We start from the raw sequence: 12,011 nt of genomic DNA, 5'->3' as shown, positions 1-12,011 counted from the left end.
CCAGGTCCTGCGCGGCCTCGACAATCCTGGGGCTAACCTCCATTAACCAAATGGACGCAGCTGACGCGTTACGTTAGCTTCGCCTTATCTCAGCAACAGCTTGACCGAACAGACTTGCCCTTGCCCCACCAGCGTCCCCTTCCGCTCATCCAGCGCGTTTTTGCGGTCCTTAGCCTGTTGCTGCTGCTCGGCGGCTGCACGACCGTGACGCCGCCGGACGCCGTATTGGCGGTACCGGCGCCGCCGCAGAAATATGCCGCCATCGTCGTCGACGCCGGGACCGGCAAGCAGCTGTTCGAGGTCAACTCGACGGCGCAGCGCTATCCGGCCTCGCTGACCAAGATGATGACGCTTTACCTGCTGTTCGAGGCGCTGGACGCCGGCCGCCTCACCAAGGAAACGCAGATCCCGGTTTCGGACCATGCCGCCTCGCAGCCGCCGACCAAGATGCGCTTCCGGCGCGGCGAGACCATCGACGTCGATTCCGCGATCCGCGCCATCGTCGTTAAATCGGCCAACGACGTGGCGGTCGCCGTCGGCGAATATCTCGGCGGCTCGGAGGATCAATTCGCCGCCATGATGACGTCCAAGGCGCGCCAGCTCGGCATGACCAGCACCAGTTTCCGCAACGCGTCCGGCCTGCCCGACAATGGCCAGATGACGACCGCGCGCGACATGGCGGTGCTCGGCATGGCGCTGCATCGGCGGTTTCCCCAGCAGTTCCACTATTTCTCCGAAAGCGACTTCATGTTCCGCGGCAGGTTGGTGCGCGGCCACAACGACATGCTCGGCCGCGTGCACGGCGTCGACGGCATCAAGACCGGCTACATCAGGGCCTCGGGCTTCAACATCGTCACCTCCTACAATGCCGACGGCCGCAATCTGATCGTGGTGGTGATGGGCGCCGACAGCGCCCGCCAGCGCAACGATCATGTCGAAGCGCTAATCCAGCGCAGTCTGTCGCCCGCGATGGCCGACACCAAGACCAGGCTGATGTTCGCCGAGCAGTGAGGAGTGGTCCGCGCAGCGGACAAAAAGCCAATTGCTTGGCTTTTTGAACGACGAACGGTGAAGCCCCGGTCCGCCTTCGGGCGGATCGAAAGGTCCAGTGGACCTTTTGAAGGGGCTGAACGCCCGAAGGGCAGGGAGCCTGCGAAGGGCGAGCTGCCGGTAGCAAGCATCGCGCTCGGCTGCGCGTGGCGCATTGCCCGGTGAGGGCAACTATGCTACATATCCAAGCATGGTGCTGAGTCGCGCCAGTGACCCGCCGCAAGGCGGTTTTTTGTTGCCGTCACCCTCCCGCAGCCATGTACGCCCTGGTTCGCAATGCCGTTCGAGCAAGGTAGGCGATCAGCGCAAACCCTGATCGCTTCGTCATCCACGGGTCTACGCGTCCGCTTCGCCCGTGGATGACGAAGTTGGTGAGGCTTCGGCCAATCTCGAATGTCCCCACCCGCCCTGAGGCCGCGAAGAGCGGGCCGCAGCCAGCCACACCGACCCCTCCGATCGATCAAAACCACTTGTCCGGCCCGCGAAATCCGTGCCCCGCGCTGGCTATGCGCCGCCACCTCTGTTTATCGTCCCGCCCAGCACCGCAGCAGGAGCCCCCACCATGAGCACCGTCCCGAAAACACCCGAGCAGCCGCCAGACAATCAGAACGACAGCGGCGGCGAATATTTCGAGGCGCCGACCACAGGGGAGCTCGAGGCCGACCAGACTTCGGACGAGCACCTCGAAACGCCCGACGTGCCAGATTCGGAGCCGTCCGTTCCGGGCGCCCACCGCGGCAAGCCGAAGAAAAAACCATCGGCGATATCAGGCCGCAAATTCCGCAAGCGCGATCTGGTGCGCATCGACACGCTGCGCCCGAGCCTCGCCGACCGCATTCGATCCGATCATCCGGACCTGCCGGCCGGCGCCCGCATCACCCGCGCCGAGCTCGGCCGCTACCGCATGCGCTACATGGAGGAGCTGCTCCAGCAGGAACACGGCGAATTCTCCGAACTCGACCGCCAGGTGGTCGAATCGATCGCCAGGCAGGACACGATTTCCGAAAACTCGGAGGAAGAGTTCGAGGAGCACCGGACGTTCGCCGACCGCGTCTCCGACAACATGGCTTCCTTCGGCGGCAGCTGGTGGTTCCTGATCTCGTTTGCCAGCGTGCTTCTGGTGTGGATCGGCATCAACCTGTTCGCCGGCATGGCGGGCGCCTTCGATCCCTACCCCTTCATCCTCTTGAACCTGCTGCTCTCCTGCATTGCCGCCGTCCAGGCGCCGATCATCATGATGAGCCAGAGGCGGCAGGAATCCAAGGACCGCCTGCGCTCCTTCAACGACTACCGCGTCAACCTCAAGGCCGAGCTCGAAGTGCGCCATCTGCACGAAAAACTCGACTACCTCATCTCGCGCCAATGGACCCGCCTGGCCGAAATGCAGCAGATGCAGCTGGACGCGATGCACGAACTGACGGGTGCCAGGAAGCCGAAGCGGGCGGTGCGGAGAAAGAGGGCGGTGAAGAGCGAGGCGGCGCAGTGAGGATGGGCGCGGTGCGAGGTCGAGGACGGCCGGTCAGGCATGACGGCCAGCGGTCGACGACAGGGGACTCTAATGTTTCGCTAGCGGTTGCCACAACTGGACATTGAGCTGGAAATTCAAGACAGTCTGTTTCAAGTAATTATTGGGCGGGTACTTTTTTGAGCGATATTAAACTATTTCAATTCACCCAAGGGCAGATTCACGAACTAGCCGGCTCTGCCATACAGGTCGAAAAATCGCTTCAACATATCTTTGAGGCGAACCTTGAAGCCCTGTTAGGTGTTCGATTCCTAGCGACGGAACACTCAACGGGACCGGTCCACGGCGGGCGCATCGACACGTTGGGGCTCGATGAAGACAATTGTCCCGTTATCATTGAGTATAAGCGCGCGGTGAACGAGAACGTCATCAATCAAGGTCTATTTTACCTTGATTGGCTTCTCGACCATCGAAAGGAATTTCAATGGTTGGCCATGGAAAAGCTTGGTCCTGAAGCTGCGAAGAATGTCGATTTCTCGGCCCCAAGGCTGCTCTGCGTCGCCGGGGATTTCACCCGCTATGACCAGCATGCCGTAAAGCAGATCGCCCGGAACATCGAGTTGATAAGATACCGGCAGTTTGGTGAATCTATGCTCATGTTGGAACTCGTTCACGCACCGAAACTGGCCAAGGTAAACACATTTTCAGCCGTACCCGACATAAAGAGTACTCCTGGCGAGACCACTGTGGCCACCTCGAACGAAGATCCGGAAGACCCTTATGCCACATACCGTATGGCGTACCGCCTATCGCAAGCGAGCCCGGCTTTGCGCGATCTCCATGATGCCATTCGCGACTTTCTCATCGGCCTTGGAGACGACGTTCAGGTCAAGGAACTAAAGCTGTATACGGCGTTCAAGCGCATAAAGAACTTCGCCTGCCTTGAGGTCTATCCACAGCCGAAGGTTGCCGTTGTCTACGTCAAGCTAGACCCACGGACAATCGAGCTTGAGGAGGGCTTTACCCGTGATGTAACGAAAATTGGCCACTACGGAACCGGTAATCTACAAGTTTCAATCAGGTCAATGGCTGACTTCCAGAAGGCGCAGTCGTTGTTCCTGAGAGCGTATGAAGGATCGTGATTGGCGCCCTCGTCTTTGATTCGGTGCACCAGCGTTTTTGATTTCGCACAACTCACTTGCCCGTTGAAGCCCGCCGCGGCTTCCGCTAAGAAGCCGTGACTTGCCGGTTCACCGGCTGGTACGTTTTCCGGATTCCGGGAAGCACCCGTAGCTCAGCTGGATAGAGCGCTGCCCTCCGAAGGCAGAGGTCACAGGTTCGAATCCTGTCGGGTGCGCCAGTTTCAACATAAATATCAGGTAGTTAGGTGAGAATGGTTTTGGCGAGTGTCTCAACGCCTACTCGGTATCAGTAGACCATTTCGCTTTAGCGCGTTCGGCTTCCGCCGCGCAGCAATCACAGCGTCACCGGCAAATGGCAAAGCACCCCTCCGAAAATGGTCGAGCGTTCTTTGCCACAGGGCCGGTAACCAGAAAGTTTGCAATTGACCCGCCATGTCACACCCTGGCGCCCAATCAGCTGCCTGTCGCCGCTGGCCGAGACGGATCGTTTCTTGGCGTTCACCACGGGCGAAGAAATGCGAAAGGCTGATATCCGGTTGACGGTCGGAAAGCGCGCTTGCGCCAGTTGCGCGGTCCTCATTAGACGGTTTCGAGCCGGCTGAACCGAACGGGGATGAGCTTCCGAGTCTTGAGTTGCCCTGCCACATCCTTGTCGATAACAGTCAGAAACTGTACGTCTTCAGACACCAAAGGCAGAACCAGACGTCCCCCTGGCTTGAGCTGCTCCAGCAAAGCCGGCGGCGTCCGCTCAGCCGCTACGCTAACCAGGATCTTGTCGAATGGGGCGTGCTCGAGCCAACCGCGAGACCCGTCTCCGACACGAATGGCGACATTCGAGAAGCCAAGGCCCTGCAGCAGAGTCTCGGCATGGCTTGCGAATTCCTCGATGATTTCGACGCTCCAAACTTGTCCGGCGAGTTCCGCGAGGATTGCGGCTTGGTAGCCCAGGCCAGTTCCGATCTCGAGCACTGCCTGGTGCGGTTGGGGAGCAAGGAGATCGGTCATCAGAGCGACAATGAAGGGCTGCGAGACGGTCTTGTCGAAGCCGATCGGCAGCGGCATGTCCTGGTAGGCATAAGGCGCGACCGGGGCTGGCACGAAGAGATGCCGCGGGACCCGCCGCATCGATGCCATCACCCGCTCATCGAGCGTTGCTTTGCCGAGTTCTTCGCTTGCAAGGTCGGCATGGATCGCAATCATCTCGACCATGTGCCTGCGTAAAATCGCAAGGTGCTCTTCGGTCATCGGTTTCATGACGGTGGGGCTTTCTCCAACCAGTCTGCTGCCAGGTACAGTCTACCACTGTCGCGAATCGAAAGGCGATCCTCGGTGTGCGCTCGAAGTGGTCGAAGCAGGAAGGCTGACGCTCCGCAGAGGCCAGTGCCGCCGCCGAGATTCTCGGCGCGGACATCGAGTTCTTCGACGCCGACGACTAAATCCACATGTCACAGGCCGATTGGCGAATGTGGTGCAAGTTTCTTGTCGCTGAGAGTAAAGCCGGTTCTTCTGTCGTGCAGAAGATCTCCCCTGGCAAACAGCGCGGAGCATAAGGGCTGTCCCGACAATAGTGCCAGTCTCCGTGGGGAACGCACGACAGTGGCTAGGGCTGCATCGTTGATCGCCATGGGCAGACCGGGCTGCTGCCAGGCCGTCAGAGGAAAGTGGACGGTCCGTTGGCGGAGCCAAAGCGGACCTGTGGCTTCGACGCTTGGAATGTGGGAAGCGGACATTCAGGCGCTCACATGAATCGACGTGAACTCACCTAACCGGTCGTTCACGGCGTGGAATCCTGGCTCGGAAGCGGACATGCCATGTGATCGAAGATCATGACCCTGTCCGACATTCGGGCTCTCATGCAGCAAGATACACAGACCCGAAAAGCTGTCTTTCAGGGGCGGCGGCAATGGCATCAACCTGCGACCTGCTGTAAGCTTGGAAAGCGGGTAACAATCCGCGAAGGAATGGGGGATGGAACGTCATCTCGCAGCCGTCCTGATTGCCGATGTTGTCGGCTATGGCCGCTTGAGCCAGATCGACGACGAGGGTACGCGTGCACTTTTCCGAACCGACCTGAACGAAGTATTCGAGCCAAGGATCACTGCGCACCATGGTCGACTGGTGAAAACCATGGGAGATGGGATGCTGGTCGAGTTCCACAGTGTGGTCGACGCCCTACGCTGCGCGGTCGAAATCCAGCAACAGAAGGCGGAGGTGAACGTTCTCACGCGGCCAGAACGGCGGCTTGATTTCCGCATCGGCATCAATCTGGGCGATGTTATCGTTGAGGGTGACGACATCCACGGCGATGCCGTGAACATCGCCGATCGGCTGCAAGGGCTGGCGGAACCTGGAGGAATCGCGATTTCCGCCACCGCCTGCGACCATGTGAGGGGAAAGGTGCCGATCGGCTTTGCCTCACTCGGCGAGCAGAAAATGAAAAGTATCGCCGAACCGGTTTGCGTGTACCGTGTCTTGATCGACCCCGCCACTGCGGGCAAGATCGTCGGTGCCAAACCAGGCCTTTCTTCCGGCGACGACAGTAAGCCGCCGGTAATTGCGGTTTTGCCGTTCGAAAACCTGAGCGCCGACGACGGCTGGACGCGGCTGGCAGACGGCCTGTCGGCCGACATGATCGGCGACCTGGCGCGCTATCCCGACCTTGCGGTCATTTCGCGCCAGACCATGCAGTCCTATCGGGGACGGGCGAGCGACACACGCTCGGTTGGACGGGAACTGAACGCCGATTACCTGCTGGAAGGCACCCTCCAGGCGATCGGACAGCGTGTCCGCGTCGCGGTGCAGTTGGTGGACACCCGGACCGGAGCCAACCTTTGGTCGGCGCGGTTCGACGAGTCGACCGATGATTTTTTTCTCATGCAGGACAGCATCACACAGAACGTCATCAATGCCCTGGCAGGTACTTTCGGCAAGCTCGCCAATCTCGGGCGCGAGGTGGCTCGGCGGAAGCCTCCCTCGAGCCTGGGTGCTTACGACTGCTATCTACTCGGGGTGGAACTGCACGACAGATTCACGACCGAGGCGAGGGCAGAAGCCATACGCATGCTGTCCCGCGCCGTGGAACTTGACCCCGGCTTCGCGCGGGCCTGGATGACGTTGGGATTGGCACATGCGGTCGATGCCTTCAATGCCTTCACGCCAGATTCAGCCGCTTCGGTCGAGCGCTGGCGAGAATGCGTGGAAACGGCTTTGGCGCTCGACCCTACCGATCCGATGACGCGCCTTTACATGGGCGCTCTCCGCGCCCTTGACGGCGATATCAGCGGGGCCGCAGAGGAATACGACCGGGCGCTGGCCCTGGCACCCAATGACGCCGATGTGCTGTCGATGCTTGCCTCAAGCCGAGCTCTCGTGTGTGGAAACCCGGAAGAAGGCTGTGCTCTTGCCGAACGGGCGCTTCGCCTCAATCCGCAGGCTCCGAGTTGGTACTACGCGCAGCTCGCCCGGGCGCGGTTCGTCGCCGGTCGCTATGCCGACAGTCTGTCGTCGCTGTGCCAAAGTCCGCCGGATATTCCCGTCACTCTGATGTTCCGTGCCCTGTGCCACGCGCTGCTCGAAGAGCCGGCGCAGGCGCAGTCGATCGCCAGGCGGATTGCCGTCGAGTTTCCAAGGTTCACCGTCGAGAACTTCATCCGAACCTATCCTGTCACCAATCCTCTTGCCCTCGCTGCGATCAAGGAAGGGGCTCGTCGTGCAGGTATAGCATAGCATAGAGCCGAAAACGGTGCCTAGTTCAGGAGGGGGACGCGCTTCCTGGATATGCCACGTGGCAAGCCGGGCCCAGCTTCCAGGCTGAAGGTCTGCTTCGTAGCGCTAATTGGGCGCTGGCGTGACCCCTGCTAAGCTTCCGCTCCTGGCGCTGCCACGACCTTCAAGCCGGAGGCCACCGAACTGAAGCTGTCGGAAACGGAAGTGCGTTCGGTCGGCTTCCTGTTCGATCTCTAAGGCGGAGACCGGGACAACAGCGATGACAGGGTGATGCCGCATCTGCGCTTCCTCAATGCGCTCGACGGCCAGCATCTGCAAAAATGGCAATACAAGCGTGAAACGGAACGCATTATCCCGCTCGGCACCGAGAACAAGACGATCAGCCACTACCATCTCTCGCCGGAGGGCTGGATCGACATTGCCGGCGGCGCGCAGCGCCTCTGCTACAATGAGATCCCGACGAAGGTGAACTGGACCTATCTGTGTTTCGACTTCGACCTGGAGTCGATGCGGGCGCTCGCCCTGCGGTGCAACGACCGCAGCTTCGATTTGTCTGGTTTCGAGTCGATTCACATTCCGGCCATGAAGAACCTCTGGTGCATGCTCAATTTCTGCGTGTTCGCCGAGACCGACGTCGCCAAGCGCGCGTTCCTCTTTCGGGGGATTTCTGATGCTGCCCGAGAGCATTACCGCCATTGTCGCGCGCAACGAGCGATGGAGCGGTGAGGTCGCCAGTGAACCTTATGAGGCGGGATGGGCGCGCGAGGCGATTTTCTTCGTTCGGGCCTTGAAGGAGCCTAGCGGTCCCGTGCCGATGGCACGAGTCGAAATCTCGCCGGACGGGATGCGGTGGTTGCCGGAGGGCACCGAGTTCCGCATGCCCAACCGACGCGACGGCATGGCGATGGCGCGCTTGACGCATTTCGGCAACTGGCTGCGTGTAACGGCCCGCTTCGAGGAAGGTGGGGAATGTTTCGTGCTGGTGACACTCCACCTCAAGGCCTGACGGGCGGCAATTTCGTGGTTCGCAGCGATGCCTGGTGCACCAGCGACGTCCAGCTGTTGGTCGAGGCGAGGTGGCAGTAGAGCAGGCCGAGCGCGCCTGACCTTCTGAGGTCGAGGAAGGCTTCGTCGCTCAGCTTGTTGAAGGCCGGCTCGTCGATCACCTGGAAATCGGTGAGGTTGAGCACTTCGCCGCCCTCCAGCGTCACTTTGCTCTGGCGCGGCGCGAACAGGCCATGCGCGTCGATCCTGTCGATCATGATGCGGGTGGCTCTGAAATCGATCTGGAACTGATCGCAGAAGGCGAGCGCCTGCTTCGTCGCCTCGGTCGCCTCGGCGCCGCTGAAGAACGACGCGATCTTGTTGTCGCGGAATGGCGCCATGAGCTGGTCGACGACGCGCTCGCTTGCCCGGTCGACGCACAGCGTGAGTCGGCCGGGCGCGTTCGGGTCGTCGGCCAGAATGAAGGGATAGCGGCGGACATAGGCGGGAACATAGTGCGGCCCGGTCCACCGTCCGTCGGCATCGACGAACAGGTTTTCGTTCTGGCGCACGCCGGTGATGATCACCGGCGCCTTGGCGGCACCGATGAAGACGATCGGGTAGGAGCGCATCGCCGCCGGCATTTCCGACGCCACCACCGGAATGGCGTGCGCCGAGCGGGCGAACGAAAAGTCGCTGCGCGCGGTCAGGCCAAGCGAGCCGTGCCGCACCGGGTTGAGCGCCTCCGGCGTGGAATAGAACAGCGGCATCGCATCGCCGGCCACTTCCGTCTTTGCATCCGCCATCGTCCGTCTCCCGCAAGCCGATCCGGCCGCCAATGGTCCCGAAGCCGGGATCTGTTCTTGTTTGCGCTGATCTTGGATCGAAAAGAATCCCGCGCGCGAACAAAGTACTACAGCGTCTCTTGCGCGCATAAAAGGACAGGCGGTGCTGTATTTTTGGGTTTGCGGCGGCGAATTGTCTTGCGGGCCCGGCCCGGCCGCCTGCCCACCTCTGGACAGCTTGCGGCGAAGCGGCGACAGTGCCGCCGCTCGAGCAATTTCAGGAAAAGTGTGTAGCGGTTTTCCCGGGAAAGCGCATAGCGCTTTTCCTTGGGAATTGCGAAGAAACACAAGCGGGAGCTGATCGGCAATCCGAACGCTGAACCGCTCCAACGGACAATTGAGGCTGATAGCATGGCATCGGTATCGGATTTCGAACAGGGACAAACCTTCACCATCGAAGCCGGCGGCCGGCAGATCCCGCTCGAACTGAGCGCGGTCAACCCCATCGCCGCCAGCCCGCGCCCGGGCGGCGGTTTCTCGCTGATGTTCAGGGGCCCGCGCGAAATCGCCCTGCCGCAGGCGACCTATCTTTTCACAGGCGCAAGCAGCACCCACGAGATCTTCATCGTGCCGGTGGCGGCCGATGCTGCGGGGCGGCTTTACGAGGCGGTGTTCAATTAGGCGTCGCTAGCTTTCTGAGGCGACGCTTGCGCTGCGGCGCTGAACCTTGACGTCAGCGGGACAGTACCCCCCTCTGGCCTGCCGGCCATCTCCCCCGCAAGGGGGGAGATTGAGCGCTCAGCCGCTTTCGCCAATCTCGAATGCAGCAGGAAGAACTCGGCGCCGAAGCTGCGATCTCCCCCCTTGAGGGGGAGATGGCCGGCAGGCCAGAGGGGGGTGTGAAGGATCGCGGCAGAACCAACCTTTTATCCTGCAACCCCGCATGCCTTCAGCCCGTCACATACCAGCCCCCCGGCGGCGCACAGGCCATCAGATCATGGACGCCCTTGTCCTCGACCACTGCGAAGCCCAGCGCGACATAAAGCTGCCTGGCCGGATTGTTTTTCTCGACGTGGATCGAGGCTGATTTGCCGGCTAACCATGCCTCGTCGATCAGGTCGCGCAGCAGCGCCGCGCCGTAGCCCTTGCGCCGATGCGCCGGCAGGAACGCAATGTCGATGATGCGGTGCTGGCTCGGCCAGCGCTCGATATAGAGCCGGCCGATGTCCTGTCCGGCTCGCTCCACCACCAGCCAGTCGGCCCCGGGATAGTGTTTTTGGTAATGCGCGTGCTGCGCCTGGAACTGCATGTCGAGGAACGCCGTCTTCTGTGCGTCGGTCCACGATGTCACGGCAAGTTCTTCCATGCGCGTCGAGGCGTAGAGCCGCGACAGGAACGGCAGATCCGCCGCCGTCGCCGCACGGAAGCCGAGCCCGGCCTTATCAGACCGGGGCCAGACTGGACGGGGCTGTGCCTGCTTCGCTTCTGTCACGCTGCCGGAAATCAACCTTCAGACCGGCGGCGTCAGGTCGCGTACCACGACAATCTGCTTGAGATTGTTGTCGGCAAGCGTCGTCCAGCCATACTCCCATTCGGAGCTGTCGATGCCCATCTGCGAGATCGTCCACAGCCCGTTCGTACCGTCCGGCATGAGCAGCAGGCTGAACAAAGCGAGCCGGCCATCGGCATTGTAGTCGAGCGAGAGCCGTGTCCGCAGCGAAGACATGCTGAAGTCGCGCCATCCCGACCAATTCTGGGTGACGGCATCATATTGGGCGTTGAATGAGTGGACAAGCTGCTGGTCGGATGCGACCAGTACGATGTCGCCGTCGCCCTGGATGCCCGCGGCAAGTGTGTATTTGGACACCCTGCTGTAGCCGGGCGTTGCCCACTGCGTCCAGCTGTCCGATCCGGCAGGCTTCTGGCGCGTGTGCAAGACCTGGCCATTCTGGGTCAAGGCGAACAGATTGGTGGCGCCGAGCGGGCCGACCACCGGCGCCATTTCGATGAACCCACCGGTTTGCCCGGTGTCGATCTGCACCCATTGCGTCCAGTCGGCGACCTTCAGTGCCTGCGGCTTCGCCTGCTGGCAGCGATAGAGATGGAGGCCCGAATTGATGCCGAACAGCGCAATGCGGCCGTCGGCCTGGCGGATCGCCGTGATCGCTACCAGCTGCCCGGTCAGTTGGATCCAATCGCTCCACATCTTGGCGGGCGGCGCGAGCACGTCGACGGTGACGACGATCGGCGTCGTCGAGCCGGGCGGCATGATGGTTTTCTGCACCTGCACGATCTGGTCCGGATTCTGGTAGATCCACCAGATACGGCCCTGATTGTCGGTGAGGAACACCTCGATGCGACCGTCGGCATCGTTGGCCATCGAAAGCTTCTGGTAGGAAGTGGCGCCGGGTGGCGCGCCGATGTCCATCGGCGCGGTCCATTTGTCGATCGGGCCGATCTGGTTTGCGTCCTCGGTGATGAAGGACAGCTTGGTGGTACCAGACGGCTGCGCGATCACCGCCACCCGACCGTCCTTGGTCAGGCCGGCGGTCATGATCACCCAGGCTCCTGGAGCGATGATCGACCAGGTCGCCGGCCATGCGCCGTTCGGCGCATCTTGAGCCTTCTGGATCAGTCGCCCGGCCGCGGAATCGATGCCCACCACCATCAGCCGCGACAGCTCGAAGAACGCCGCGCCGGCCGGCATGTGCTGATAGGCGAGCGGTAGGCTGGGCCGGCCGCCGCCTGCCCTGGCTTTGGAAGCCGCTCTCGGCGCCGCCGGCATCTTCGCGGCGGGGGCTTCCGACTTTGGTTCTGCTTTCTTGGCCATCATATTGGTCCTGCCCTGTTGGCTCGGAA

The 12,011-nt window shown here is 61.5% G+C and carries 11 protein-coding genes and 1 tRNA gene; 8 read left to right on the top strand and 4 right to left on the bottom strand.

What is annotated here, in order from left to right:
- The first annotated feature begins 120 nt into the window (after positions 1 to 120).
- The 4 genes from NKJ89_RS08735 to NKJ89_RS08720 all read left to right on the top strand — a co-directional run bounded on the left by NKJ89_RS08735 (position 121) and on the right by NKJ89_RS08720 (position 3,875).
- Complete coding sequence (locus NKJ89_RS08735; protein ID WP_352601629.1) at positions 121 to 1,011, top strand: D-alanyl-D-alanine carboxypeptidase family protein; 891 nt, start codon at positions 121 to 123, stop codon at positions 1,009 to 1,011.
- A 601-nt stretch (positions 1,012 to 1,612) separates the two neighbouring features.
- Positions 1,613 to 2,536, top strand: a complete 924-nt coding sequence (locus NKJ89_RS08730; RefSeq protein WP_352601627.1) for a DUF1003 domain-containing protein — start codon at positions 1,613 to 1,615, stop codon at positions 2,534 to 2,536.
- Positions 2,537 to 2,694: 158 nt separating this feature from the next.
- Positions 2,695 to 3,657 (top strand): DUF5655 domain-containing protein, encoded by a 963-nt coding sequence (locus NKJ89_RS08725; protein ID WP_352601625.1) that lies wholly within the window; start codon positions 2,695 to 2,697, stop codon positions 3,655 to 3,657.
- Positions 3,658 to 3,798: 141 nt separating this feature from the next.
- Positions 3,799 to 3,875, top strand: a tRNA-Arg gene (locus NKJ89_RS08720).
- Positions 3,876 to 4,236: 361 nt separating this feature from the next.
- Here the strand turns inward: NKJ89_RS08720 and NKJ89_RS08715 are convergent.
- The gene (locus NKJ89_RS08715) at positions 4,237 to 4,911 is read right to left on the bottom strand and encodes a protein-L-isoaspartate(D-aspartate) O-methyltransferase (RefSeq protein WP_352601623.1); all 675 of its coding nucleotides are present in this window, start codon (positions 4,909 to 4,911) and stop codon (positions 4,237 to 4,239) included.
- A gap of 714 nt (positions 4,912 to 5,625) precedes the next feature.
- On the opposite strand from NKJ89_RS08715, the gene NKJ89_RS08710 reads away from it, so the two are divergent.
- The 3 genes from NKJ89_RS08710 to NKJ89_RS08700 all read left to right on the top strand — a co-directional run bounded on the left by NKJ89_RS08710 (position 5,626) and on the right by NKJ89_RS08700 (position 8,389).
- Entirely contained in the window at positions 5,626 to 7,383 is a 1,758-nt protein-coding gene (locus NKJ89_RS08710) for an adenylate/guanylate cyclase domain-containing protein (protein ID WP_352601621.1), read from the top strand.
- Positions 7,384 to 7,650: 267 nt separating this feature from the next.
- Positions 7,651 to 8,109 (top strand): DUF6772 family protein, encoded by a 459-nt coding sequence (locus tag NKJ89_RS08705; RefSeq protein ID WP_352601619.1) that lies wholly within the window; start codon positions 7,651 to 7,653, stop codon positions 8,107 to 8,109.
- Positions 8,054 to 8,389, top strand: a complete 336-nt coding sequence (locus NKJ89_RS08700; RefSeq protein ID WP_352601617.1) for a hypothetical protein — start codon at positions 8,054 to 8,056, stop codon at positions 8,387 to 8,389. Before NKJ89_RS08705 ends, NKJ89_RS08700 begins: the two co-directional genes overlap by 56 nt.
- Here the strand turns inward: NKJ89_RS08700 and NKJ89_RS08695 are convergent.
- A complete protein-coding gene (locus NKJ89_RS08695) occupies positions 8,379 to 9,173 on the bottom strand; it encodes a SapC family protein (protein ID WP_023761870.1) in 795 nt (264 codons plus the stop codon). The genes NKJ89_RS08700 and NKJ89_RS08695 overlap by 11 nt on opposite strands.
- A gap of 390 nt (positions 9,174 to 9,563) precedes the next feature.
- Here NKJ89_RS08695 and NKJ89_RS08690 point away from each other — a divergent pair, with 390 nt between their 5' ends.
- Positions 9,564 to 9,833, top strand: a complete 270-nt coding sequence (locus tag NKJ89_RS08690; RefSeq protein WP_352601615.1) for a DUF6916 family protein — start codon at positions 9,564 to 9,566, stop codon at positions 9,831 to 9,833.
- A gap of 268 nt (positions 9,834 to 10,101) precedes the next feature.
- Here the strand turns inward: NKJ89_RS08690 and NKJ89_RS08685 are convergent, their stop codons facing one another.
- On the bottom strand, positions 10,102 to 10,644 hold the full coding sequence (locus NKJ89_RS08685) for a GNAT family N-acetyltransferase (RefSeq protein WP_352601613.1): 543 nt from the start codon (positions 10,642 to 10,644) through the stop codon (positions 10,102 to 10,104).
- Positions 10,645 to 10,662: 18 nt separating this feature from the next.
- The gene (locus NKJ89_RS08680) at positions 10,663 to 11,982 is read right to left on the bottom strand and encodes a DUF8189 domain-containing protein (protein WP_352601611.1); all 1,320 of its coding nucleotides are present in this window, start codon (positions 11,980 to 11,982) and stop codon (positions 10,663 to 10,665) included.
- Positions 11,983 to 12,011 lie beyond the last annotated feature (29 nt).

Origin of the sequence: Mesorhizobium sp. M0047, from assembly GCF_040323315.1 — a bacterium.
Classification (GTDB): Bacteria; Pseudomonadota; Alphaproteobacteria; order Rhizobiales; family Rhizobiaceae; genus Mesorhizobium.
The sequence above is the reverse complement of the archived record's forward strand: the minus strand, read 5'-3'. Positions and strand labels throughout refer to the sequence as shown.